Genomic DNA, 23,165 nt, shown 5'->3' with positions numbered 1-23,165 from the left:
CAGGTCAGCCTTTTTTTGTGAGGTTAACGTGGCTGTCAATATTCATGCCGCACGTTTGCGGCTGTACCATTTACTTTTCGATCAAAACCGACGCACTGGTCGCCATTTTGAAGGCCTTTGCGGCGTTTTTGCGCTGCTCAGCGTGCTGGTGATTTTTATTGAGTCCGGATTGGGTACGCAATATCACCTGACTTTAGACGAATGGCATATTTTCGTCTGGCTCGAGTTTTTTGTGACGGCTGTTTTTACCCTCGAATATTTTCTGCGTATCGTCAGTTGGCCCAACCCAATAAAGTATATTTTCAGCTTTTGGGGAATTATCGATCTGGCGACGATCTTGCCGCTCTACGTTATGTGGCTGTGGCCTGAAATCAGCATTGAATATGTGTTTGCCTGGCGGGCGATGCGCGCTATCCGCGCGTTGCGTATTCTTAAACTGCTGCGATTTATGCCGTCGCTGAATATTTTCTGGGCCGCTATCGTTAGCGCTCGCCATCAATTGATTCTTTTTTATTCGTTTATCGCCATCGTGATGGTTATTTTTGGCTCGCTGATGTATCTGATTGAAGGGCCAAAATATGGCTTTACCACGCTGAATGCGTCGGTCTACTGGGCGATTGTGACGATAACGACGGTGGGGTATGGCGATATCACCCCGCATACGCCGGTGGGGCGCATTCTGGCATCGATACTTATCTTAATCGGCTACTCTATTATTGCGATTCCAACTGGTTTGATTACCACCCATATGACTACCGCATTTCAGAACCGCCGCACTCAGCGCGTGTGTCCGAAATGTCGGCACAATACGCATGATAAAAATGCCCGTTATTGCAATGCCTGCGGAAGTGAGTTACCTGATTAAATAAAAAAACCTGCCGCGGTGAAACGGGCAGGTTTCTTCTATACCCTAAATAATTCGAGTTGCAGGAAGGCGGCAAGGAAGAGAATCCCCAGGAGCTTACTGTGGTAAGTGACTGGGGTGAGCTGACGCAGCCAACACACATGCAACTTGAAGTATGACGGGTATATATTGCTACGTGTTTGAGATGATGCTTATTCACGCCACAGAATATGGCAAATCTTGTGGTCTTTTTCGCGACACAGCAGCACGCGGGCAAAGATATCGTTAATATCACCGCCATCGGTATCGGCCAGGCCAATCACCACTTCGGCAAAAAAATCCGGGTTGAGGTCAAAATCGACGTGTTCTTCCCAATCAGGAGCCGGGTCAAACAGCTCGGCACCGCCGCGTTCTTCAAATTGTAGGTTGAACAGAATGACATCTGCCGGGTCGAGGTTGTCGACAGCCAGTTCCAGGAAGATATCGTAAGCTTGTTCAAGCGTTTCGTCTTCGGTCAGGCGATTGTTTAAATCCATATCCATGATTGCTACCCATTAAACATCTGATTGGCACGTTTTACAGCAACGGACTGAAGAAGTAAAACAGTCGCTCGGCGATTCGTTGCCACAGCGGACGTTTTAACCACAACCGGGCGTCCAGCAGGCGCGAGCGGGAGATATAGTCGTCCTGAACTGCCGCCAGATCGCTACCAAATCCGGCATCGTCGATCACCAGCGTAATTTCGAAGTTAAGCCACAGGCTGCGCATGTCGAGATTCACGGTACCGACCAGACTGAGTTCGCCGTCAACTAATACGCTTTTGGTATGCAGCAGTCCGCCTTCAAATTGGTAAATCTTCACCCCTGCCGCCAGCAGTTCACTAAAGAAAGCGCGGCTGGCCCAGCCGACCAGCAGCGAATCGTTCTTGCGTGGCAAAATGATGCTGACATCGACACCGCGTTGGGCGGCAGTACAGATAGCATGCAGCAGATCGTCACTGGGCACAAAGTAGGGAGTGGTCATGATCAAATGCTCTTTGGCCGCATAGGCGGCGGTCAACAGAGCCTGATGAATCAAGTCCTCCGGGAAACCCGGGCCGGAAGCGATGGTATGAATTGTATGCCCACTGGCCTCTTCGAACGGCATGATATTCACGTCTGGCGGCGGTGGTAAAATCCGTTTTCCGGTCTCAATTTCCCAGTCGCAGGAATAGACGATGCCCATGGCTGTTGCCACCGGGCCTTCCATTCTCGCCATCAGGTCAATCCATTGACCCACGCCGGAGTCTTGTTTAAAGAAACGAGGGTCAACCAGATTCATACTGCCGGTATAAGCAATATAGTTATCGATCATGACCATTTTGCGATGTTGACGCAGGTCCATACGACGTAGAAAGACGCGCATCAGGTTTACCTTCAGCGCTTCGACAACCTCAATCCCCGCATTGCGCATCATGGCGGCCCACGGGCTGCGGAAAAAAGCCACGCTACCCGCGGAGTCGAGCATTAAACGGCAGTGTACGCCGCGTCGAGCCGCTGCCATTAACGATTCCGCGACTTTATCGGCCATACCACCGGGCTGCCAGATATAGAACACCATCTCAATATTGTGACGAGCAAGCTGAATGTCGCGGATAAGCGCCTGCATAACGTCATCTGATTCGGTGAGTAGCTGAAGCTGGTTGCCTTTAACGCCAGCGATGCCCTGGCGGCGCTCGCAGAGTTGGAATAACGATTCGGCGACCGGGCTATTATCATCGGCAAAGATATGTTTGCAGGCTTTGAGATCTTTTAACCATTTGGCCGTCGAAGGCCACATTGCGCGAGCGCGCTCAGCGCGGCGTTTACCCAGATGCAGCTCGCCAAACGAGAGATAGGCAATGATTCCCACAAGCGGAAGGATGTAGATGATCAGCAACCACGCCATTGCTGACGGAACTGCACGTCTTTTCATTAGTATGCGTAATGTTACACCAGCGATCAGCAGCCAGTAACCGAGTATGACCAGCCAGTTAACCACTGTGTAAAAGGTTGTCATAGATGAAAAATCCTTTTGAATGACTTTATGTCATGAGTTTACGCATCAACATCAATCTGGCAAATAAAAACGCAGCGAAAGCGTTGGTCACCCAGATTCATCGGTCTATAATGCTGGCTGTTTTCACTCGTAGAGTAGTAGCAATGAAGCGTAGTAGAACGGAAGTAGGGCGCTGGCGCATGCTAAGACAGGTGAGTCGCCGTAAAACACGCTGGCTGGAAGGCCAATCGCGTCGCAATATGCGCATCCTCTCCATCAGAAAAGAGCTGGTGAAACGGCAACGTCATTCCCTGCTGTTCACTTTCTCTGAGTTTTGAGAGTCGAAACAAAAGGCACCGCTTGCGGTGCCTCTGTTTTTGGTCAGGGTCTTGTTTCAGAATACCTTTTTGAAAGGCTTAACGGACACTTTCTGATAAACCCCGGCAGCGATATATGGGTCATCATTGGCCCATGATTGCGCCGCTTCCAGTGATTCAAATTCTGCAATAACCGTTGAACCGGTAAAGCCAGCCACGCCAGGTTCATTACTGTCTACAGCAGGCATTGGGCCAGCGGTCAGCAAACGACCTTCATCATGTAATAGTTGTAAACGCGCCAGGTGCGCGGGACGTACCGACGATCGTTTTTCCAGAGAGTCGGCGATATCTTCAGCGTAGATAACGTAAAGCACGGCATGGCTCCTTATTAATAAATTGGCGAATCACGTTAAGTGAAACCGTCGTTGACTGCAATGCAAAGATGCGCACGACCCTTAGATTGCCATGCTCTGGCGCCTTTTTGTCAGAAAAGGGGGCAAATTTTGATGCAAGATAACAACCCTAGTTGAATATGATTGCTATTTGCATTTAAAATCGGGGCATCATTTTTCAACAGAAACGACTATGAGCGCAATGACCCTTGATTTACCTCGCCGCTTTCCGTGGCCTACGCTACTGTCCGTGGTTATCCACGGAGGTGTTGTAGCGGCGTTGCTGTATACTTCGGTACATCAGGTTATTGAACGACCTTCGCCTTCGCAGCCTATCGAAATTACAATGGTGGCCCCGGCCGATCTGGAACCGCCTCAGGCGGCGCAGCCGGTGGTTGAACCCGTAGTTGAGCCGGAGCCTGAACCGGAAGTGGTGCCTGAACCGCCAAAAGAGGCACCGGTTGTGATCCATAAACCCAAGCCGAAGCCAAAACCAAAACCGAAGCCGGAAAAAAAGGTTGAGCAGCCAAAGCGTGATGTGAAACCAGCGGAAACGCGCCCTGCATCGCCGTTTGAAAACTCAAATACGGCACCAGCGCGCACGGCACCAAGTACATCGACCGCAACCGCTAAACCAACCGTTACGGCCCCGACCGGTCCACGAGCGTTAAGCCGCGGAGAACCGACCTATCCAGCTCGTGCCCAGGCGCTGCGCATTGAGGGTGATGTTCGCGTTAAATTTGATGTTACGCCGGACGGTCGTGTGGATAACGTGCAGATCCTCTCCGCTCAGCCAGCTAATATGTTTGAGCGTGAAGTGAAGAGCGCTTTACGTAAATGGCGCTATGAAGCAGGTAAACCGGGTACTGGCATCACCATGACCATTCAGTTCCGTCTGAAAGGCGTGAAGATTAGCTAAGAGTGAGGCCCCTTAAGGGGCCTTTTCCATTAATACATCATCAAGCGCTTTCTGCGCCGTGACCAAATGTTGTCCACCAAACAGAATCGCCCGGTTCAGCAATGTATATAGCTGGTAGATGGGTTGACGTTCGAGAAAGCCGGACGGCAGCGGTGAAACGGATTGATAGCCGTCGTAAATTTGCGGTGGTTGTTCAACATGTAACGGCAGCATAGCCAGATCGCACTCTCTGTCGCCCCAATAGCAGGCCGGGTCGAAAATATAAGGTCCATTCGGCCCTAGCGCACAATTACCAGACCATAAATCACCGTGAAGTAATGATGGCTGTGGCTGATGATTGCTCAGCCGCTGTTGTACAGTGTCGACGAGAGTATCAATATCGCCAAAATGCAGACCTTTTTCGGCGGCTAACTCCAACTGCCAGCCAATGCGCTGCTCAGCAAAGAAAGTAGACCAGCGGCGCTGCCACGCGTTTGGCTGTGGGGTGGTAGAAAGATCGTTATCAAAATCGAGACCAAACTGCGGCTGATCGCTCCATTGATGTAAATGCGCGATTTGTTGACCTAACAGGAAAGCATTATGCGCATCCAGTGGCCGGGGAGGGAGATATTCCATCACCAGGAAACTGTAATCCCGGTCGCTGCCGACAGCAAAAACCTGCGGTACGTTAACGGTTTTACTTCGTGACAGCAGCTCAAGCTGATCTGCTTCGGCGGTGAAGATGGGCAAAAGCTCTCGTTCATCACATTTTACGAAGTAATCTCGCCCACCAAAGCGTAAATGCCAGGCTGCATGGATTTCTCCACCAGGTAGTTCGTTTCGCAGTTCGATTTCAGCTGCTTCAGTGTGCCAATCGCTTAACAAATTGCTGATAGCTTGCCACATGCTGTCTCTCCCCTATGTTTTCCACCATTTCATAAGGTTAGCGCATAACCCCGGTGTAAAATTCGAACTGACGCACAACTGACGGTTTCTACTGCGCTAATCGCACTTATTGAGCTTTCAACCACTGATCAAATGTGGTGACGGTTATTTCGATAGGTCTTCCCAGGGCGGTTTCGGCTAAACCGGCGCTTAAAGCTTTGACCTCTTCTGCGTTCTGCGGTGAAAGAAGGCCAAAAGTATTGGTCCCAAGTTCATGTGGAGCGCCTTCATCATCGTTCAGAACAAGGCTAAATCCGGCTCGGGTGAGGTGATTACTCAGTTCGTTAATTTCAGTTAACGTCTGTTCGTGAAAGCGTGCTGTGATGACCCAGGCAATAATTTCGCTACTCATTTTTCACCCTATTGTTATTCATGAAATTTTTAGCATAGACCATCATGATAATTTGGCGACTCCCTCTGGAGACTCAGAGGGAGTGCAGGCATTTACTGACCGCGCAAATAGTCGTAGATTTTTTGCGTATTCTCCAGCGAGCAAAGACGAGTTCCCTGGTTAATCGTTGCGGCGCTACCGGCAGCAACGCCAAAACGCACCATATCTTCAAGAGTGGCATTTTCCGCCAGTCGCAGGGTCATTGCGCCGACCATACTGTCTCCGGCGCCGACGGTGCTCTGGCTTTTCATCGGCGGCGGTACGACCTGCACGCTGCCGCTGGAATCTACACCTAACGCACCCTGCGGCCCCAAAGAGACCACAACGCGAAGAGCCTTGCCGGTGCGAATTAACTCCTGGGCCGCCTTACGTACATCATCTGGTTGGTTGAGATCTCGTTGGACGAGGGCGCTCAATTCTTTCTGGTTCGGCTTAACCAATTCAATGTTGCCAACATCGAGTGCGGCGGTGAGGGCTTCGCCGGAGCTATCGATAATACAGCGCAGCCCATGTTTTTGAGCGTTTTTGACCAGCTTTGTCAGGCTTTCGACGCTGATGCCTGGTGGCAGACTGCCGCTGATAACCAGCAGGGACCCGGGTGAGATGGCGAGAACTTTTTCTTCCAGACGATGGAACTCTTCCTGGGTTAACGCGGCTCCTGGCATGACGAAACGATACTGTTCACCGCTGGTATTCACATGCACATGAAGATTTTGTCGCGTCCAGTCATACGTTTCAACTGTCTCTACCGGAACATGTTCAGCGGTCAGCAGGGCGGTGAGATGTTCTCCCGTCGCGCCGCCGACGGGGAATATTGCGCTAGCGCTGCCGCCAAGAAAAGTAATGGCTCGCGCAACATTTATCCCGCCGCCGCCAGGTTCGAAAACGGGAGCACTACAGCGTAGTTTGCCTTCCGGGTAGATTTGCGGGGTCTGCGTTGCGCTGTCGAGCGAAGGGGCTAATGTGAGCGTATAGATTTTGGTCATCCAATTTCCTCCATAATACGAATTTAGCTGCTCTGTTTTTAAGCATGGCACTTAAAGGAGGGCAGGGAAAGTAACGAGTGACATTTGCACCAGCATCTCTTTTTATCTTTATGAAATAAAAATTGTTTTGAGAAGCCTCTTATACAAAAAATGAAATAGTAATTGATTGCTAAGTTAATCGTGCTTTTTTATAATTTAGCCCCTTTCCAGGAGCGGCAATCAGCGATCCTCGCGAAAGCTCCCGGGACCATCCAGGTCTCCTTTTATGTTGTACGGACTTTAAATTAAATGAAGCTTTTGAAGACAGTACCCGCAGCGGCAATGCTGGCGGGGGGGCTCTTTGCATCTACATGCGCAATGGCCGATGATTCCGTTTTTACTGTCATGGATGACCCTTCCACTGCCAAAAAACCTTTCGAAGGTACTGTTAACGCTGGTTATCTGGCGCAGTCCGGCAATACGAAAAGTTCCTCGATGACTGCGGACTCTACTTTGACCTGGTATGGTAATACTACAGCGTGGTCACTTTGGGGGAATGCCAGCAACACATCGTCAAACGATCAACGCTCTTCGGAAAAGTACGCGGTAGGCGGGCGTAGTCGTTATAACCTGACCGATCAGAATTATATTTTTGGCCAGGCGAGCTGGTTGACGGATCGTTATAACGGTTATCAGCAGCGTGATGTGCTCACTGCGGGTTATGGTCGGCAAATCCTCAATGGCCCGGTACACAGCCTGCGTTTTGAATTTGGTCCTGGCGTACGTTATGACGAGTATACCGATGGTGACAACGACACTCAGCCGCTGGGCTATGCTTCTGGTACCTATGCGTGGCAGATGACCGATACCACCAAATTTACACAGGGTGTTTCAGTTTTCGGCTCTGAAGATACGACACTCAACACGGAAAGCGCGTTAAATGTTGCTATCAATGCACATTTTGCTCTTAAAGTAGCCTATAACCTGACCTGGAACTCTGAACCGCCGTCCTCAGCGCCAGCGCACACCGATAGACGTACTACTCTGTCGCTTGGTTATAAAATGTAATATTTCAGGCCGGGTATTCCGGCCTGATTGTTTTAAATTTAGCAATAAGTGACATTATTATTTTTGGCCTTTCGTTTTATTTTTTATAAAAAGAAATTGCCTTCATAATTTCCTCATAATTGTCTTTTTGTTGACAAATATGCAGTTAATTTGACACGAAAAGATAAATATTTAGTCGGACAAGAATGTGATCTGGATCTATACTGTTTAGCACTGACGGAGATAATGCCTCCGTTCAATTAGCTGAAACAAATAAGAGAATCACTATCATGAAAAATAACAAAATCGCAATCGCGGCTGTGATGCTGTGCACGCTATCCTTTGGCACATTTGCTGCTAACACGGCTCCACAGCCAGCCAACAACGACCATACTCAAGTTGGCATTGCTAAAGCGACTGATGTTGAAGCAGGCTCCAATATTGCTCCAGGTTCCCAATCAACGGGTCAATCAATGAATGATGCTTTTGATGTGCACAAGCTTGTTGCCGGTGAGTGGTCCTGATATTTCATCTAACACATCATTTATATTTCATTATTTCGTAAAGCAGCAAGCCGGGTAATGATGTACCGGTTTTGCTTTCCGCATTTTTTGTTAAACATCCATTTGTTGTGTTAAATTCTCATTATCACACTTGGTTTTTATCATACCAATACCGTTTCTTTTTTCGCATATCATCAAATCAAATAGGGTGCGTTTTTTTGGGCTGCCACCTCTTGTTTTTCCATCAACAATAACCATTTAGTCTCATGCGACTTTAATCACACAGTAATGATGTGTAAACTAACAGTCGGTGTTATCAACAGGCGACTGCGGGTGGGTACGATTCGGTAAACGGTCGTGCGCATATTTCGCAGAGTGAAGCGGGAACCGGGTCTGAACTTGTTGATAATTATGATTATATTGTTTTGTATGTGCTCTTTCGTGCGGGGCACCACTGCAAATAAGGACATGAAATGCCTGTAATTACGCTTCCTGATGGCAGCCAACGCCATTTTGATCATGCTGTGAGTCCGATGGATGTTGCTCTGGATATCGGTCCGGGTCTGGCGAAAGCCACTATAGCTGGTCGTGTAAACGGCGAGCTGGTTGATGCTTGTGACCCAATCGAAAACGATGCAACCCTGTCTATTATCACCGCGAAAGATGAAGATGGTATTGAGATTATTCGTCACTCCTGTGCGCACCTTTTAGGGCACGCAATTAAACAGCTGTGGCCAAATACCAAGATGGCGATCGGCCCGGTTGTCGACAATGGTTTCTACTATGATGTCGATCTGGACCATACCCTGACCCAGGAAGATATCGACGCGCTCGAAAAACGTATGCACGAGCTCGCCGAGAAAAACTACGACGTCATCAAGAAAAAAGTCAGCTGGCATGAAGCGCGTGAAACCTTCGTGAAGCGTGGCGAAAACTACAAAGTTTCGATTCTTGATGAAAACATTGCTCATGATGATAAGCCTGGCTTATACCATCACGAAGAATATGTCGACATGTGTCGTGGCCCGCACGTGCCGAACATGCGTTTCTGCCATCACTTCAAGCTGATGAAGACTGCTGGTGCCTACTGGCGTGGTGATAGCAACAATAAGATGTTGCAACGTATCTACGGAACCGCATGGGCAGATAAAAAGGCGCTGAATGCTTATCTGCAACGTCTGGAAGAAGCCGCCAAGCGTGATCACCGTAAAATTGGTAAGCAGCTCGACCTGTATCATATGCAGGAAGAAGCACCGGGTATGGTGTTCTGGCACAACGACGGCTGGACTATCTTCCGTGAACTGGAAACTTTCGTGCGCTCCAAACTGAAAGAGTACCAGTATCAGGAAGTTAAAGGTCCGTTCATGATGGACCGTGTGCTGTGGGAAAAAACCGGCCACTGGGACAACTACAAAGATGCGATGTTCACAACTTCTTCTGAGAACCGTGAATACTGCATTAAGCCGATGAACTGCCCAGGTCACGTGCAGATCTTCAACCAGGGGTTGAAGTCTTACCGCGATCTGCCGCTGCGTATGGCAGAATTCGGTAGCTGTCACCGTAACGAACCGTCAGGCGCGCTGCATGGCTTAATGCGCGTACGCGGCTTTACTCAAGATGATGCCCATATCTTCTGTACCGAAGATCAGGTGCGTGATGAAGTCAATGCTTGCATTCGTTTAGTCTATGATATGTACAGCACTTTCGGCTTCGACAAAATTGTCGTCAAACTTTCAACGCGTCCGGAAAAACGTATCGGCAGTGATGAAACGTGGGATCGTGCGGAAGCGGATCTGGCCGTTGCGCTGGAAGAGAATAACATCCCGTTTGAGTATCAACTGGGTGAAGGGGCATTCTACGGCCCGAAAATTGAATTTACCCTTTATGACTGCCTCGATCGTGCATGGCAGTGCGGTACTATACAGTTAGACTTCTCCCTGCCGGCTCGTCTGAGCGCCTCCTATGTAGGCGAAAGCAACGAACGTCAGGTACCTGTGATGATTCACCGCGCAATTCTGGGGTCGCTGGAGCGCTTTATTGGCATCCTGACCGAAGAGTTCGCTGGTTTCTTCCCAACCTGGATTGCACCTGTGCAGGTTGTGGTGATGAATATCACCGATTCTCAGGCTGAATATGTCAACGAATTGACTCGTAAACTACAAAATGCGGGCATTCGCGTAAAAGCAGACTTGAGAAATGAGAAGATTGGCTTTAAAATCCGCGAGCACACTTTACGTCGTGTCCCTTACATGTTGGTCTGTGGCGACAAAGAGGTAGAAGCAGGCAAAGTTGCCGTGCGTACCCGTCGTGGCAAAGACTTGGGCAGCCTGGACGTAAATGAAGTTATCGAGAAGCTGCAACAAGAGATTCGCAGCCGCAGTCTAAAACAACTGGAGGAATAAGGTATTAAAGGCGGAAAACGAGTTCAAACGGCACGTCCGAATCGTATCAATGGCGAGATTCGCGCCCTGGAAGTTCGCTTGACAGGTCTGGAAGGCGAAGCTTTGGGTATTGTGAGTCTGAGAGAAGCTATCGAAAAAGCTGAAGAAGCTGGAGTAGATTTAGTTGAAATCAGCCCTAACGCCGAACCGCCAGTTTGTCGTATTATGGACTACGGCAAGTTCCTTTATGAAAAGAGTAAGTCTTCTAAGGAACAGAAGAAAAAACAAAAAGTTATCCAGGTTAAGGAAATTAAATTCCGACCTGGTACCGATGATGGCGACTACCAGGTAAAACTCCGCAGCCTGGTTCGCTTTCTGGAAGAGGGTGATAAAGCTAAGATCACGCTGCGTTTCCGCGGCCGTGAGATGGCTCACCAGCAGATCGGTATGGAAGTGCTTACGCGCGTCCGTGACGATCTGAGTGAACTGGCAGTAGTCGAATCCTTCCCAACGAAGATCGAAGGCCGCCAGATGATCATGGTGCTCGCTCCTAAGAAGAAACAGTAAGGCCTTCAAGTAGCAATGCCAGTGGAGCCCACGGGTTCCGCAGGTATTGTTCGCCTACGTTTCGTTTATTAACAATGCGAAGTGGAAGTTATTAAAATGCCAAAAATTAAGACCGTACGCGGTGCTGCTAAGCGCTTCAAAAAAACCGGTAAAGGTGGTTTTAAGCACAAGCACGCTAACCTGCGTCACATTCTGACCAAAAAAGCTACCAAGCGTAAACGTCACCTGCGTCCGAAAGCCATGGTTTCCAAAGGCGATCTGGGCCTGGTAATCGCGTGCCTGCCGTACGCATAAGTCGTTAACCCTTTTAACTTTTTAATTAGAATAGATACAGGAGAGCACATATGGCTCGCGTAAAACGTGGTGTAGTTGCCCGTGCACGTCACAAGAAAATTTTGAAACAAGCTAAAGGCTACTACGGTGCGCGTTCTCGCGTATACCGCGTTGCCTTCCAGGCTGTTATCAAAGCTGGTCAGTACGCTTATCGTGACCGTCGTCAGAAAAAGCGTCAGTTCCGTCAACTGTGGATTGCGCGTATCAACGCAGCAGCACGTCAGAACGGTATTTCTTACAGCAAATTCATCAACGGCTTGAAAAAAGCCTCTGTTGAAATCGACCGTAAGATCCTGGCTGACATCGCAGTATTCGACAAATTAGCGTTCACCGCTCTGGTCGAAAAAGCGAAAGCAGCTCTGGCATAAGCCAGTTGAAAGAGGGAGCTTGTCTCCCTCTTTTCGTTTCAACACTATCAATACATTGACTTTTATTGTCGTAAGCTTTTCAATACAGGTCTTCCATTTCGTACCAGACAAGGTAATGCAAGCATGAATGCTGCTATTTTCCGCTTCTTTTTTTACTTTAGCACCTGAACTCAGGAGGCTAGCGCGTGAAAGAAGAAACGGAAAACAGCGCCAGAAAGCCTCCCACTGTGGAGGCTTTTTTCGTATATGAACTGGCTCATTCTATTTCAAGCTGCAGGTAGGTTAATTAACTCGTGCGATCAAGCCCGGAGCAATCTGCGGTAGATACGGATTTACCCACTACCTGTCACTCGAAATAGTGAGAGCAAAATAATAACCATAACCGGTGTCTGCACCGACATAATGAGGAAAACCATGTCACATCTCGCAGAGCTGGTTGCCAGTGCGAAGGCAGCCATTAACGAGGCATCAGATGTTGCTGCGCTGGACAACGTCCGCGTGGAATATTTGGGTAAGAAAGGGCAATTGACCCTTCAGATGACGACCCTGCGTGAGCTGCCTGCTGAAGAGCGCCCGGCAGCCGGTGCGGTTATCAACGAAGCTAAAGAGCAGGTCCAGCAGGCGCTTAACGCGCGTAAAGCTGACCTCGAAGGCGCTGCGCTTAACGCGCGTCTGGCTGCGGAGACCATTGATGTCTCTCTGCCGGGGCGTCGTATTGAGAACGGTGGCCTGCACCCGGTTACCCGTACTATCGACCGTATTGAAAGTTTCTTCGGTGAGCTCGGCTTTACCGTCGCGACCGGTCCGGAAATCGAAGATGACTACCATAACTTCGATGCGCTGAATATTCCTGGTCACCATCCGGCGCGTGCTGACCACGACACTTTCTGGTTTGATGCCACGCGCCTCCTGCGTACTCAAACTTCAGGCGTGCAGATCCGCACCATGGCGAATCAGCAACCGCCAATCCGCATCATTGCGCCGGGGCGCGTATATCGTAACGACTACGATCAGACTCACACCCCAATGTTCCACCAGATGGAAGGCCTGATTGTTGACACTAACATCAGCTTCACCAACCTGAAGGGAACACTCCACGATTTCCTGCGTAACTTCTTTGAAGAAGATTTGCAGATTCGTTTTCGTCCGTCCTACTTCCCGTTCACAGAGCCTTCTGCTGAAGTTGACGTCATGGGGAAAAATGGTAAATGGCTGGAAGTGCTCGGCTGCGGCATGGTGCATCCGAACGTACTGCGCAACGTTGGCATTGATCCGGAAATCTATTCCGGCTTTGCCTTCGGTATGGGTATGGAGCGTCTGACTATGCTGCGCTACGGCGTAACCGACTTACGCGCATTCTTCGAAAACGATCTGCGTTTCCTCAAACAGTTTAAATAAGGGCAGGACAGAACAATGAAATTCAGTGAACTGTGGTTACGCGAGTGGGTTAACCCGGCCATCGACAGCGAAGCGCTGTCGGACCAGATAACCATGGCAGGCCTCGAAGTTGACGGTGTTGAGCCGGTCGCGGGAAGCTTCAACGGCGTTGTCGTGGGTGAAGTGGTTGAATGCGCTCAGCACCCTAATGCTGACAAACTGCGCGTAACGAAAATCAACGTTGGCGGCGAACGTCTGCTGGACATCGTCTGCGGTGCGCCGAACTGTCGTCAGGGTCTGAAGGTTGCGGTTGCAACCATCGGCGCCGTACTGCCGGGTGATTTTAAAATTAAAGCGGCGAAACTGCGTGGCGAGCCTTCTGAAGGTATGCTGTGTTCTTTCTCCGAGCTGGGTATTTCCGACGATCATAGCGGCATTATCGAATTGCCTGCTGATGCGCCGCTGGGTACCGACATCCGTGAATACCTGAAGCTGGACGATAACACCATTGAAATCAGCGTCACGCCGAACCGTGCCGACTGCCTGGGTATTATTGGTGTTGCTCGCGATGTGGCCGTGCTCAACAAAGCTCCGCTGAATGCTCCGGAAATCACTCCGGTTGCGGCGACTGTTGATGATGTTTTGCCCATTCAGGTTGATGCGCCGGATGCATGCCCGCGCTATCTGGGCCGCGTAGTGAAAGGCATCAATGTTAAAGCACCGACTCCGCTGTGGATGAAGGAAAAGCTGCGCCGCTGCGGTATCCGCTCTATCGACGCTGTGGTTGACGTTACCAACTACGTGCTGCTTGAACTGGGTCAGCCGATGCATGCATTCGACAAAGACCGCATTGAAGGCGGGATTGTCGTACGTATGGCGCATGAAGGGGAGACGCTGGTTCTTCTGGATGGCTCTGAAGCGAAGCTTGATACCGATACTCTGGTTATCGCTGACCATCAGAAAGCGCTGGCAATGGGCGGCATTTTCGGTGGTGAACACTCTGGCGTGAATGACGAAACGCAAAACGTTTTGCTGGAGTGTGCCTTCTTCAGCCCGCTCTCTATTACCGGTCGCGCACGTCGCCATGGCCTGCATACCGATGCATCTCACCGCTATGAGCGTGGTGTGGATTCAGCGCTGCAGTATAAGGCAATAGAACGTGCGACCCGTCTGCTGATGGATATCTGCGGTGGTGAAGCGGGTCCGATTATTGATGTTACCAATGAAGCGACGCTGCCGAAACCTGCCACTATTACGCTTCGTCGCAGCAAACTGGATCGTCTGATTGGCCATCACGTTGATGATGCGCAGGTGAGCGATATTCTGCGTCGTCTGGGCTGCGAAGTGACAGAAGGTCAGGACGAGTGGAAAGCCGTTGCACCGAGCTGGCGTTTCGACATGGAGATCGAAGAGGACCTGGTCGAAGAGGTCGCTCGCGTTTATGGCTATAACAATATTCCTGATGAGCCGGTCCAGGCAGGCCTGATCATGGGCACCCACCGCGAGGCGGATCTGTCGCTTAAGCGCGTGAAAATGTTGCTCAATGATAAGGGCTACCAGGAAGTCATTACCTATAGCTTCGTCGACCCAAAAGTGCAGCAATTGATTCACGCTGGTGAAGAGGCGCTGATTCTGCCGAGCCCGATCTCCAGTGAAATGTCGGCGATGCGTCTGTCATTGTGGACTGGCCTTCTGGGTACGGTGGTGTACAACCAAAACCGCCAACAGAGCCGTGTACGTATCTTTGAAAGCGGTTTACGTTTTGTACCTGATACTCAGGCTCCGTTGGGGATTCGTCAAGACGTAATGCTGGCAGGTGTTATTTGCGGCAACCGTTATGAAGAGCACTGGAACCAGGCAAAAGAAAGCGTCGACTTCTATGATTTAAAAGGCGACCTTGAGTCAGTTCTTGACCTGACTGGTAAATTATCTGACATCGAATTCCGTATCGAAGCCAATACAGCGCTTCATCCGGGACAGTCCGCAGCGATTTATCTGAAAGGTGAACGTATTGGTTTCATTGGGGTTGTTCACCCGGAGCTGGAACGTAAACTGGATCTGAACGGTCGCACTTTGGTCTTCGAACTGGAGTGGAACAAGCTCGCAGACCGCGTGGTGCCTCAGGCGCGCGAAATTTCTCGCTTCCCGGCTAACCGTCGTGATATCGCTGTTGTTGTTGCGGAAAACGTACCAGCAGCCGATGTTTTAGCCGAATGTAAGAAAGTTGGCGTAAATCAGGTAGTTGGCGTAAACTTATTTGACGTGTACCGCGGTAAAGGCGTGTCGGAAGGCTTTAAGAGCCTTGCGATTAGTCTAATCCTTCAGGATACCAGCCGTACACTCGAAGAAGAGGAGATTGCCGCTACCGTCGCCAAATGTGTAGAGGCATTGAAAGAGCGATTCCAGGCATCATTGAGGGATTGAACCTATGGCGCTTACAAAAGCTGAAATGTCAGAATATCTGTTTGATAAGCTTGGGCTTAGCAAGCGGGATGCCAAAGAGCTGGTAGAGTTGTTTTTCGAAGAGGTTCGCCGTGCTCTGGAAAACGGAGAGCAGGTAAAACTCTCCGGGTTTGGCAACTTCGATTTGCGTGATAAGAACCAACGCCCGGGCCGTAACCCGAAAACGGGTGAAGATATTCCTATTACAGCCCGGCGAGTGGTGACTTTCAGACCCGGTCAGAAACTTAAAAGCCGTGTCGAAAATGCGTCACCCAGAGACAAATAATCTGAACTAACTAAAAAGGCCGCTATGCGGCCTTTTTTCTTTTCTTCTCTGAATACCGTAAAATCAACCACATCTCTCTCCTGTGTTACGGAACCTATGCTGACCTTTGCTCAAATTCAACAGCGCCGCAGTCGGCGTTGGCTTATCGCATTAACCTTGCTGCTGCTGGTGACGTCGTCCGTTAGTCTATGTGCTGGCGATCAATGGATCGGTCCTGCCGAATGGTTCAGCGCCAAAGGTGAGTTGTTTATCTGGCAAATTCGCCTGCCGCGAACCCTTGCCGTCCTGCTGGTAGGGGCTGCGCTGGCGCTTTCGGGGGCGATAATGCAGGCGCTGTTTGAAAACCCGCTAGCGGAGCCGGGGCTGCTGGGCGTATCCAATGGGGCTGGTGTTGGCCTGATTGCCGCCGTGCTGCTGGGAAAAGGGTTGCTTCCTGGTTGGGCGTTAGGGCTATGCGCGATTCTTGGCGCGCTGGTCATCACCTTTATTTTGCTGCGTTTCGCCAGACGGCACTTGTCCACCAGCCGGTTGCTGTTGGCGGGTGTCGCGCTAGGTATCATCTGTAGTGCACTGATGACCTGGGCTGTCTATTTTTCTACCTCTTTCGATCTTCGTCAGTTGATGTACTGGATGATGGGGGGATTTGGCGGCGTTGACTGGCAGCAGTTGTGGCTAATGCTGGCGCTGTTGCCGGTGTTGGGCTGGGTGTGTTTGCAATCGCAGCCACTCAATCTGCTGGCGCTGGGCGAAGTGTCCGCGCGACAGTTGGGCTTACCGCTGTGGCTATGGCGCAAAGTGTTGGTGGTGGCTACCGGTTGGCTGGTGGGGGTTAGCGTGGCGCTGGCCGGGGCGATTGGTTTTATTGGCCTGGTCATTCCGCACATTCTGCGTTTATGCGGTTTAAGCGATCATCGTGTTTTACTTCCGGCCTGTATGTTAGCCGGAGCCAGCGCATTACTGGGGGCGGATATTGTCGCACGTCTGGCGCTGTCGGCGGCGGAACTGCCCATCGGCGTGGTCACCGCGACGCTGGGTGCGCCGGTGTTTATCTGGTTATTGTTAAAATCAGGCCGTCCGCAGTAGGGCAATACAGGCGCTGTATTACCACAGCGCCTGCAATAAGTCGGGAATATTACCAGCCTTTAATGGCATCGCCCTTGTAGACTTCGGCTGCCTTATCTGCGACTTCTTTGGTCTGGAAGGCTTCTTTCAGCTCCTGAACCTTTTTGCTGTCTTTATTATCTTCGCGCGAAACAATGGCGTTGACGTACGGAGAGTCCGGACCTTCCATAAATAAACCATCGCGGGCGGCGGATAAACCAGCCTGCGCAGAGAAGTTGGTATTAATAATCGACAGCGCAACGTTCGGGTCATCCAACGTACGGGTTAGTTGCGGCGTATCAACCTCGACAATTTTCAGCTGTTTTGGATTGTCGATAATATCCAGAGCCGTTGGCAGGTAACCGACACCGTCTTTCAGCTTGATTAAGCCTTGCGCCTGGAGCAGCAGCAGGCTGCGGCCCAGAGTGGTGGTTTCGTTAGAAATAGACACCGTTGCGCCGTTAGGCAGTTCGTTGATGTTCTTGATTTTCTTTGAGTAAGCGGCAATTGGGAAGACAAAAGTTTTACCGACAATCGCAAACTTGTAGCCGCGCTCTTTTGACTGCGCCTCCAGATAAGGCAGCGTCTGGAAAGCGTTAGCATCGACATCTTTATTGTTTAAGGCTTCGTTAGGCAGGACGTAATCATTAAACGAGATAACCTCAACATCAAGGTTGTATTTGTCTTTTGCGACTTGTTCAACCACTTTCCAGATAGCCTCATCCGGACCGGTGTTAATCGCCACTTTAACTTTATTATCTTCATCTGGCGAACAGGCCGAGAGTAGCGCCACGGAGGCGGCAATTAACGCCGTGCTAAACATCTTTTTCATCAATAAAACTCTCTCAAATTAACAATTAACGAAATACTATTACATCCATTTATCACTGTACACTGAATTGCTCTGTCTCCTTGTTGGGATGAATTCATGTTGTCAGGGCTGTTACATCAAGAGACACTCCAGGGCGATTCAAAGTAGAATGACGCGGTCTGAATCCGCTACAGTAGATAGGGATCACCACGCAGAAACCGGTTTAATTCACTGAGGGAAGGCTATGCAACACGATATTCTCAATACTGAAGTCACCACCATTGATGGTGAGAAAACAACGCTTGCGCCTTATGCAGGCAAAGTGCTGCTGATCGTCAACGTTGCGTCAAAATGTGGCCTGACGCCGCAATATGAGCAGCTGGAAACTTTGCAAAAAGATCTCGAAAGCGAAGGTTTTAGCGTGCTGGGCTTTCCATGTAACCAATTCCTGGGGCAAGAGCCGGGCAGCGAAGAAGAGATTAAAACGTTCTGCAGCACCACTTACGGCGTCACTTTCCCGATGTTCAGCAAGATTGACGTCAACGGCGAACATCGTGCGCCTTTGTATCAGAAGCTGGTCGATGCCGCTCCACAAGCCATCGCGCCGGAAGGTAGTGGTTTCTATGAGCGAATGGCCAGTAAAGGCCGGGCGCCGCTGTATGTAGACGACATCCTGTGGAACTTTGAAAAATTCCTGATTGGTCGCGACGGTCAGGTTATCGGTCGTTTCTCACCAGATATGACGCCGGACTCCCCGCAGCTGGTGGCCGCGATTAAAGGAGCTTTAGCCAAATAATGCCGTTTTTGATGCAGCTACAGGATGTAGAAGAGGCGGGACGTCTGGCGCCATTTACCGCGGATGTCCGACCCGGAGAGATTATTCACCTGGTGGGGCCAAACGGCGCGGGGAAAAGCACGCTGCTGGCGCGAATGGCGGGTCTCACCACTGGCCCCGGGCAGGTGACGCTCAATGAGCGCCCGCTGAACGACTGGCCAGCGCAGGAACTGGCGCGTCATCGTGCCTATCTCAGCCAGCACCAGATGCCGCCCTTCGCGATGCCGGTCTGGCACTATCTGTCGCTGCATCTGCAAAACGAGACGCAAAACGCGCTCCTGAAGACCATCGCAGAAAAACTGGGTCTGAGCGATAAGCTCGGACGCCAGGTGAATCATATTTCGGGTGGAGAGTGGCAGCGTGTGCGTCTGGCGGCGGTAATATTGCAAATCCATCGCCAGGCTAATCCGGCAGGACAGCTGTTACTGTTGGATGAACCGATGAATAGCCTCGACGTGGCGCAGCAGGCCGCGCTCGATCGGGTATTAAGTGAACTTTGTGCCTCAGGTATTGCGATCGTCATGAGCAGTCACGATCTCAATCACACCCTCCGCCATGCCCAGAGCTCCTGGCTTATCCGTCAGGGGGAAACTATCGCCTGCGGCAGTACATCCGAGGTGCTGAGCGAAGAGAATTTAACCGCCGCTTATGCGATGGCGTTTCAAAGAGTGGAGGTGGCGGGTCATCTTATGCTCGTTGCGTCACAGTAGCACGCAGTAGCCTTGCCAGCGAATTGCTAAACAAGCTAAATTATTCTGACAATAAGATAGGGAACAGAGGAATCGTCTGAGATGCGTTTCTGGTTCGTGTTGTTTGTAGCGCTATTTCTGGCGGGTTGTAGTAGCCATCGGGCGCCGCCGCCAAATCCGCAGCTTGCAGATTCTATTACCGTTGTCGCCAACCTCAATGAGCAGTTAAGAAACTGGCGGGGAGCGCCGTATCGTTATGGCGGAATGTCGCCGCGCGGTGTTGATTGCTCCGGTTTTGTGCTGATGACTTTTCGCGATAAATTCGCGTTGCAGTTGCCGCGCGAAACCCGCGAACAGGCGGAAATAGGCACTAAGATTGATAAGAGCGAATTGCTACCCGGCGATCTGGTCTTTTTCAAGACGGGCTCCGGAGAGAGCGGCTTGCACGTCGGTATTTATGACACGGATAATCAGTTTATCCACGCTTCAACCAGCCAGGGCGTGACGCGTTCATCACTGGATAACGTGTACTGGCATAAGAAATTCTGGCAGGCGCGAAGAATTTAGCGTTGGTCAATTAGCCAAAGGGAAGCGCCAGTTTCCCTTATTCATCGCAATACCCCTGAAATCCCTCCGTGTTAATAATTTGTTGAAAGCACTACACTGGAGACAGGAGGTACTATGGCCCTGTCTTTTACTACCCACTGGCGTGATGAACTGCCGGATTTTTATACTGCATTAACACCAACTCCGCTGGAGAATGCGCGGCTTGTCTGGCACAACGCGTCACTGGCGCGAACGCTGGGCATTCCTGATTCGTTATTCAAACCAGATCGGGGCGCTGGCGTATGGGGTGGCGAAACCCTGCTGCCGGGGATGTCGCCGCTGGCGCAGGTTTACAGCGGTCATCAGTTCGGTTCCTGGGCCGGACAGCTTGGTGATGGGCGCGGGATTTTGCTTGGCGAACAGCAGCTACCCGATGGTCGACGCTTTGACTGGCATTTGAAAGGTGCCGGACTCACTCCCTATTCGCGAATGGGCGACGGGCGAGCGGTATTGCGCTCGACGATTCGCGAAGGCCTGGCCTCGGAAGCGATGCATGCGCTGGGCATTCCCACCACACGTGCGCTGGCGATAGTGACCAGCGACACGCCGGTGTATCGGGAAACCGTTGAACAGGGTGCGATGCTGATGCGCATCGCGGAAAGCCATCTGCGTTTTGGCCATTTTGAGCACTTTTACTATCGCCGTGAGCCGCAAAAAGTTCAGCTACTTGCAGACTTTGCGATTCGCCATTATTGGCCGCACCTGCAAGACGAAGCCGATAAGTATGTTTTATGGGTTAGTGACGTTGTCACACGAACAGCGGAAATGATCGCTAACTGGCAAACTATCGGCTTCGCCCACGGGGTGATGAATACCGATAATATGTCGATTCTGGGGCTGACGATGGACTACGGGCCATACGGTTTTCTTGATGACTTCCAGCCGGGCTTCATCTGCAATCATTCTGATTATCAGGGGCGTTATAGCTTTGATAATCAGCCAGCGGTGGGGCTATGGAATCTGCAACGGCTGGCGCAAACGCTGTCACCTTTTATCAGCGCTGAGGCATTAAATACCGTGCTGGATGGTTACCAGCACGCACTGCTGACGGCGTACGGTCGCCGTATGCGCGATAAGCTGGGGCTGTTTACCCAGCAAAAAGGCGATAACGAGCTGCTTGATGGACTGTTTGCGCTAATGGATCGTGAGGGTAGCGACTATACCCGAACTTTCCGTATGCTGAGTGTGAGCGAACAGGCTAGCGCTGCCTCGCCGCTACGCGATGAGTTTATCGACCGTATCGCTTTTGATAGCTGGTTTGCCGACTATCGCGCGCGTCTGCGCGATGAGCAGATTGAGGATGCACAGCGGCAGGCGCATATGCACAGCGTAAACCCGGCAATTGTACTGCGTAACTGGCTGGCACAGCGCGCGATAGAACAAGCGGAGCAAGGTGATATGAGCGAGCTGGAACGTCTGCATAACGCATTATCTCAGCCCTTTGCTGATCGAACGGATGATTATATTAACCGTCCGCCAGACTGGGGGAGGCGTCTTGAAGTGAGCTGTTCCAGCTAGTAAATCGTTATCCCTGCCATTATCGGCGGGGATAATTATTTGGTCAGGATCAGCTTGCCCGCATTGGTCTGGCGCAGTAAATAACGCTGACCGTCGTGTTCGATAACTACCCGTCCTTCGCTACCTAATAACGTGCGGCTGTTTATCTGCCTGTCCGTGGAAACGGGGTAAGGGGCATTGTCTTTTGTTTTTTCTGCTGTGGCAGTGTTATCCATACGCGTCATAGCACTCAAAAATAAAAATCAAAGCAACAATGATTATCATTATCAATAATGTTGATTTTCACGGCAAGTATTTTTTACAGGAATACCATATTTGGCAGGTTTGTTGTCGGGGACTGAGAAAATATCCCCACCACGAATGTGGTAGGGAGAAGGGCTAAAGGCGGGTTGCGGTTGCTGCGGCTAGTTCCGCAAGCAGACGTTCGCTATCTTCCCAGCTCAGGCAAGGGTCGGTAATCGATTGTCCCCTGGTCAGAGGCTGCCCGGGGATAACCTTCTGCGTGCCTTCCTGAAGGAAGCTTTCGGCCATGATCCCGGCGATGGCGGTTGATCCTGCACGGATCTGCTGGCAGATGTCGGCGCAGACGTCCAGCTGACGGCGATGCTGTTTCTGGCAATTCCCGTGGCTAAAATCAACCACCAACTGCTGCGGCAGGTTGAATTCCGCCAGCACATCCCCGGCAGCGGCGATATCGGCGGCGTGGTAGTTAGGCTGTTTCCCGCCACGCATAATGATATGACCATAAGGATTGCCGCTGGTCTGGTAGATGGTCATCTGCCCCTGTTTATCTGGCGACAGGAACATATGACTGGCGCGGGAAGCGCGAATGGCGTCAACGGCAATACGCGTATTGCCATCGGTACCGTTCTTAAATCCTACCGGGCAGGAGAGCGCCGAGGCCATTTCGCGGTGAATTTGGCTCTCGGTGGTGCGCGCGCCGATAGCGCCCCAGCTAATCAGGTCGGCAATAAACTGCCCGGTCACCATATCGAGAAATTCGGTGGCGGTCGGCACGCCCAGCTCGTTCACCTGCAACAGCAGGCTGCGGGCCAGCTCAAGGCCATGATTGACCCGATAGCTGCCGTTCAGGTCAGGATCGGAAATCAATCCCTTCCAGCCAACCACTGTGCGCGGTTTTTCAAAGTAGGTGCGCATCACGATTTCCAGCTGTGGCTGGTAACGTTCGCGCATTCCTTGCAGGCGGTGCGCATACTCCATCGCCGCATCAGTATCGTGAATGGAACATGGGCCAATCACCACCAGCAGGCGGCGATCTTCACCGTTGAGGATCCTCTCGATTCGGCGGCGTGAAGCGGAGACGTGTGCTGCAAGATCGGCAGACACAGGGTGCCGTTGCGCCAGTTCCGCGGGCGTTACCAGGCTTTCAATGCGCGCGGTACGCAATTCGTCTGTTTTATTCATTGGGGTCTCAAAAATCTGTTTCTTCCGCGGCGAAAATGCCGGGAAGTGATGCGCATCACGATAAACCAATCCCTGCTTATTGCAAGAGCAGGGCATGATCCTGTATGA

At 51.0% G+C, this 23,165-nt stretch carries 28 protein-coding genes and 1 other annotated feature; of the genes, 18 read left to right on the top strand and 10 right to left on the bottom strand.

Annotated features, from left to right (window positions below):
- Positions 1-28: 28 nt before the first annotated feature.
- Positions 29-865: an ion transporter gene (locus tag HV127_RS24490; protein WP_182239416.1), complete on the top strand. Its 837-nt coding sequence runs from the start codon at positions 29-31 to the stop codon at positions 863-865.
- Between the two features lie 191 nt (positions 866-1,056).
- On the opposite strand, the gene HV127_RS24485 is transcribed toward HV127_RS24490, so the two are convergent.
- Both HV127_RS24485 and cls read right to left on the bottom strand, forming a co-directional pair.
- Positions 1,057-1,386, bottom strand: coding sequence for an HI1450 family dsDNA-mimic protein (locus tag HV127_RS24485; RefSeq protein ID WP_110275588.1), 330 nt, complete (start codon positions 1,384-1,386; stop codon positions 1,057-1,059).
- A gap of 34 nt (positions 1,387-1,420) precedes the next feature.
- Positions 1,421-2,881 carry a cardiolipin synthase gene (cls, locus tag HV127_RS24480; RefSeq protein WP_181485884.1) on the bottom strand — a complete coding sequence of 487 codons (1,461 nt, stop codon included), beginning with the start codon at positions 2,879-2,881 and terminating at the stop codon, positions 1,421-1,423.
- Between the two features lie 143 nt (positions 2,882-3,024).
- Here cls and HV127_RS24475 point away from each other — a divergent pair, with 143 nt between their 5' ends.
- Positions 3,025-3,198, top strand: a complete 174-nt coding sequence (locus HV127_RS24475) for a YciY family protein (protein ID WP_130624366.1) — start codon at positions 3,025-3,027, stop codon at positions 3,196-3,198.
- Between the two features lie 56 nt (positions 3,199-3,254).
- On the opposite strand, the gene HV127_RS24470 is transcribed toward HV127_RS24475, so the two are convergent.
- A complete protein-coding gene (locus HV127_RS24470; protein ID WP_110275659.1) occupies positions 3,255-3,551 on the bottom strand; it encodes a YciI family protein in 297 nt (98 codons plus the stop codon).
- 211 nt (positions 3,552-3,762) lie between these two features.
- Here HV127_RS24470 and tonB point away from each other — a divergent pair, with 211 nt between their 5' ends.
- Positions 3,763-4,488 (top strand): TonB system transport protein TonB, encoded by a 726-nt coding sequence (gene tonB, locus HV127_RS24465; RefSeq protein WP_112213402.1) that lies wholly within the window; start codon positions 3,763-3,765, stop codon positions 4,486-4,488.
- Between the two features lie 12 nt (positions 4,489-4,500).
- Here tonB and HV127_RS24460 read toward each other — a convergent pair whose 3' ends face one another.
- From HV127_RS24460 to pfkB, 3 genes are all read right to left on the bottom strand, one after another.
- Positions 4,501-5,373 (bottom strand): fructosamine kinase family protein, encoded by an 873-nt coding sequence (locus tag HV127_RS24460; protein ID WP_182239414.1) that lies wholly within the window; start codon positions 5,371-5,373, stop codon positions 4,501-4,503.
- Between the two features lie 106 nt (positions 5,374-5,479).
- Entirely contained in the window at positions 5,480-5,764 is a 285-nt protein-coding gene (gene ghoS / locus HV127_RS24455; RefSeq protein ID WP_182239411.1) for a type V toxin-antitoxin system endoribonuclease antitoxin GhoS, read from the bottom strand.
- A 92-nt stretch (positions 5,765-5,856) separates the two neighbouring features.
- Positions 5,857-6,789, bottom strand: a complete 933-nt coding sequence (gene pfkB / locus HV127_RS24450; RefSeq protein ID WP_182239409.1) for a 6-phosphofructokinase II — start codon at positions 6,787-6,789, stop codon at positions 5,857-5,859.
- 288 nt (positions 6,790-7,077) lie between these two features.
- On the opposite strand from pfkB, the gene HV127_RS24445 reads away from it, so the two are divergent.
- Both HV127_RS24445 and HV127_RS24440 read left to right on the top strand, forming a co-directional pair.
- Positions 7,078-7,836, top strand: a complete 759-nt coding sequence (locus HV127_RS24445) for a YdiY family protein (protein WP_110275668.1) — start codon at positions 7,078-7,080, stop codon at positions 7,834-7,836.
- A gap of 269 nt (positions 7,837-8,105) precedes the next feature.
- The gene (locus tag HV127_RS24440; protein WP_182239407.1) at positions 8,106-8,339 is read left to right on the top strand and encodes a hypothetical protein; all 234 of its coding nucleotides are present in this window, start codon (positions 8,106-8,108) and stop codon (positions 8,337-8,339) included.
- A gap of 90 nt (positions 8,340-8,429) precedes the next feature.
- Here the strand turns inward: HV127_RS24440 and HV127_RS24435 are convergent, their stop codons facing one another.
- Entirely contained in the window at positions 8,430-8,576 is a 147-nt protein-coding gene (locus tag HV127_RS24435; RefSeq protein WP_182239405.1) for a hypothetical protein, read from the bottom strand.
- Between the two features lie 215 nt (positions 8,577-8,791).
- On the opposite strand from HV127_RS24435, the gene thrS reads away from it, so the two are divergent.
- The 9 genes from thrS (at position 8,792) to btuC (ending at position 17,155) form a co-directional block, all read left to right on the top strand.
- On the top strand, positions 8,792-10,720 hold the full coding sequence (gene thrS, locus HV127_RS24430; RefSeq protein WP_110275722.1) for a threonine--tRNA ligase: 1,929 nt from the start codon (positions 8,792-8,794) through the stop codon (positions 10,718-10,720).
- A gap of 3 nt (positions 10,721-10,723) precedes the next feature.
- Entirely contained in the window at positions 10,724-11,266 is a 543-nt protein-coding gene (gene infC / locus HV127_RS24425) for a translation initiation factor IF-3 (protein ID WP_071830666.1), read from the top strand.
- A 96-nt stretch (positions 11,267-11,362) separates the two neighbouring features.
- Positions 11,363-11,560, top strand: a complete 198-nt coding sequence (rpmI, locus tag HV127_RS24420) for a 50S ribosomal protein L35 (protein WP_001124225.1) — start codon at positions 11,363-11,365, stop codon at positions 11,558-11,560.
- Between the two features lie 50 nt (positions 11,561-11,610).
- On the top strand, positions 11,611-11,967 hold the full coding sequence (rplT, locus tag HV127_RS24415; RefSeq protein ID WP_004102963.1) for a 50S ribosomal protein L20: 357 nt from the start codon (positions 11,611-11,613) through the stop codon (positions 11,965-11,967).
- A 118-nt stretch (positions 11,968-12,085) separates the two neighbouring features.
- Positions 12,086-12,211 (top strand) — a sequence feature (Phe leader region).
- Positions 12,091-12,135 carry a pheST operon leader peptide PheM gene (gene pheM / locus HV127_RS24410; protein WP_001386830.1) on the top strand — a complete coding sequence of 15 codons (45 nt, stop codon included), beginning with the start codon at positions 12,091-12,093 and terminating at the stop codon, positions 12,133-12,135. Its footprint overlaps the feature before it by 45 nt.
- A 170-nt stretch (positions 12,212-12,381) precedes the next feature.
- Positions 12,382-13,365, top strand: a complete 984-nt coding sequence (gene pheS, locus HV127_RS24405; protein ID WP_181485890.1) for a phenylalanine--tRNA ligase subunit alpha — start codon at positions 12,382-12,384, stop codon at positions 13,363-13,365.
- A 15-nt stretch (positions 13,366-13,380) separates the two neighbouring features.
- On the top strand, positions 13,381-15,768 hold the full coding sequence (gene pheT, locus HV127_RS24400) for a phenylalanine--tRNA ligase subunit beta (RefSeq protein ID WP_182239403.1): 2,388 nt from the start codon (positions 13,381-13,383) through the stop codon (positions 15,766-15,768).
- A 4-nt stretch (positions 15,769-15,772) separates the two neighbouring features.
- On the top strand, positions 15,773-16,072 hold the full coding sequence (gene ihfA / locus HV127_RS24395) for an integration host factor subunit alpha (RefSeq protein ID WP_004102960.1): 300 nt from the start codon (positions 15,773-15,775) through the stop codon (positions 16,070-16,072).
- Positions 16,073-16,168: 96 nt separating this feature from the next.
- Positions 16,169-17,155 carry a vitamin B12 ABC transporter permease BtuC gene (gene btuC, locus HV127_RS24390; RefSeq protein ID WP_182239401.1) on the top strand — a complete coding sequence of 329 codons (987 nt, stop codon included), beginning with the start codon at positions 16,169-16,171 and terminating at the stop codon, positions 17,153-17,155.
- Positions 17,156-17,204: 49 nt separating this feature from the next.
- Here btuC and HV127_RS24385 read toward each other — a convergent pair whose 3' ends face one another.
- Positions 17,205-18,005: a MetQ/NlpA family lipoprotein gene (locus HV127_RS24385; protein ID WP_181485896.1), complete on the bottom strand. Its 801-nt coding sequence runs from the start codon at positions 18,003-18,005 to the stop codon at positions 17,205-17,207.
- Positions 18,006-18,228: 223 nt separating this feature from the next.
- On the opposite strand from HV127_RS24385, the gene HV127_RS24380 reads away from it, so the two are divergent.
- The 4 genes from HV127_RS24380 (at position 18,229) to selO (ending at position 21,632) form a co-directional block, all read left to right on the top strand.
- Complete coding sequence (locus HV127_RS24380) at positions 18,229-18,780, top strand: glutathione peroxidase (RefSeq protein ID WP_182239399.1); 552 nt, start codon at positions 18,229-18,231, stop codon at positions 18,778-18,780.
- Positions 18,780-19,529, top strand: a complete 750-nt coding sequence (btuD, locus tag HV127_RS24375; RefSeq protein WP_182239397.1) for a vitamin B12 ABC transporter ATP-binding protein BtuD — start codon at positions 18,780-18,782, stop codon at positions 19,527-19,529. The genes HV127_RS24380 and btuD overlap by 1 nt, the downstream gene beginning before the upstream one ends.
- Before the next feature lie 81 nt (positions 19,530-19,610).
- Positions 19,611-20,075, top strand: coding sequence for an NlpC/P60 family protein (locus HV127_RS24370; RefSeq protein ID WP_182239395.1), 465 nt, complete (start codon positions 19,611-19,613; stop codon positions 20,073-20,075).
- Positions 20,076-20,189: 114 nt separating this feature from the next.
- Positions 20,190-21,632, top strand: coding sequence for a protein adenylyltransferase SelO (gene selO, locus HV127_RS24365; RefSeq protein ID WP_182239393.1), 1,443 nt, complete (start codon positions 20,190-20,192; stop codon positions 21,630-21,632).
- 35 nt (positions 21,633-21,667) lie between these two features.
- Here selO and hemP read toward each other — a convergent pair whose 3' ends face one another.
- Both hemP and aroH read right to left on the bottom strand, forming a co-directional pair.
- Positions 21,668-21,847: a hemin uptake protein HemP gene (gene hemP / locus HV127_RS24360; RefSeq protein WP_112213502.1), complete on the bottom strand. Its 180-nt coding sequence runs from the start codon at positions 21,845-21,847 to the stop codon at positions 21,668-21,670.
- Positions 21,848-22,010: 163 nt separating this feature from the next.
- Positions 22,011-23,057, bottom strand: coding sequence for a 3-deoxy-7-phosphoheptulonate synthase AroH (gene aroH, locus HV127_RS24355; protein ID WP_182239391.1), 1,047 nt, complete (start codon positions 23,055-23,057; stop codon positions 22,011-22,013).
- Positions 23,058-23,165 lie beyond the last annotated feature (108 nt).

It is taken from the genome of Klebsiella sp. RHBSTW-00215 (assembly GCF_014103785.1).
Lineage (GTDB): Bacteria > Pseudomonadota > Gammaproteobacteria > Enterobacterales > Enterobacteriaceae > Klebsiella.
This window is presented reverse-complemented; position numbering and strand designations above follow the sequence as displayed.

Coding starts and splice junctions, on each gene's coding strand:
- HV127_RS24485 (WP_110275588.1), bottom strand. CDS start 1,386: ATGGATATGGATTTAAACAATCGCCTGACCGAAGACGAAACGCTTGAA.
- cls (WP_181485884.1), bottom strand. CDS start 2,881: ATGACAACCTTTTACACAGTGGTTAACTGGCTGGTCATACTCGGTTAC.
- HV127_RS24475 (WP_130624366.1), top strand. CDS start 3,025: ATGAAGCGTAGTAGAACGGAAGTAGGGCGCTGGCGCATGCTAAGACAG.
- tonB (WP_112213402.1), top strand. CDS start 3,763: ATGAGCGCAATGACCCTTGATTTACCTCGCCGCTTTCCGTGGCCTACG.
- HV127_RS24460 (WP_182239414.1), bottom strand. CDS start 5,373: ATGTGGCAAGCTATCAGCAATTTGTTAAGCGATTGGCACACTGAAGCA.
- ghoS (WP_182239411.1), bottom strand. CDS start 5,764: ATGAGTAGCGAAATTATTGCCTGGGTCATCACAGCACGCTTTCACGAA.
- pfkB (WP_182239409.1), bottom strand. CDS start 6,789: ATGACCAAAATCTATACGCTCACATTAGCCCCTTCGCTCGACAGCGCA.
- HV127_RS24445 (WP_110275668.1), top strand. CDS start 7,078: ATGAAGCTTTTGAAGACAGTACCCGCAGCGGCAATGCTGGCGGGGGGG.
- HV127_RS24440 (WP_182239407.1), top strand. CDS start 8,106: ATGAAAAATAACAAAATCGCAATCGCGGCTGTGATGCTGTGCACGCTA.
- HV127_RS24435 (WP_182239405.1), bottom strand. CDS start 8,576: ATGGTTATTGTTGATGGAAAAACAAGAGGTGGCAGCCCAAAAAAACGC.
- thrS (WP_110275722.1), top strand. CDS start 8,792: ATGCCTGTAATTACGCTTCCTGATGGCAGCCAACGCCATTTTGATCAT.
- rpmI (WP_001124225.1), top strand. CDS start 11,363: ATGCCAAAAATTAAGACCGTACGCGGTGCTGCTAAGCGCTTCAAAAAA.
- rplT (WP_004102963.1), top strand. CDS start 11,611: ATGGCTCGCGTAAAACGTGGTGTAGTTGCCCGTGCACGTCACAAGAAA.
- pheS (WP_181485890.1), top strand. CDS start 12,382: ATGTCACATCTCGCAGAGCTGGTTGCCAGTGCGAAGGCAGCCATTAAC.
- pheT (WP_182239403.1), top strand. CDS start 13,381: ATGAAATTCAGTGAACTGTGGTTACGCGAGTGGGTTAACCCGGCCATC.
- ihfA (WP_004102960.1), top strand. CDS start 15,773: ATGGCGCTTACAAAAGCTGAAATGTCAGAATATCTGTTTGATAAGCTT.
- btuC (WP_182239401.1), top strand. CDS start 16,169: ATGCTGACCTTTGCTCAAATTCAACAGCGCCGCAGTCGGCGTTGGCTT.
- HV127_RS24385 (WP_181485896.1), bottom strand. CDS start 18,005: ATGAAAAAGATGTTTAGCACGGCGTTAATTGCCGCCTCCGTGGCGCTA.
- HV127_RS24380 (WP_182239399.1), top strand. CDS start 18,229: ATGCAACACGATATTCTCAATACTGAAGTCACCACCATTGATGGTGAG.
- btuD (WP_182239397.1), top strand. CDS start 18,780: ATGCCGTTTTTGATGCAGCTACAGGATGTAGAAGAGGCGGGACGTCTG.
- HV127_RS24370 (WP_182239395.1), top strand. CDS start 19,611: ATGCGTTTCTGGTTCGTGTTGTTTGTAGCGCTATTTCTGGCGGGTTGT.
- selO (WP_182239393.1), top strand. CDS start 20,190: ATGGCCCTGTCTTTTACTACCCACTGGCGTGATGAACTGCCGGATTTT.
- hemP (WP_112213502.1), bottom strand. CDS start 21,847: ATGGATAACACTGCCACAGCAGAAAAAACAAAAGACAATGCCCCTTAC.
- aroH (WP_182239391.1), bottom strand. CDS start 23,057: ATGAATAAAACAGACGAATTGCGTACCGCGCGCATTGAAAGCCTGGTA.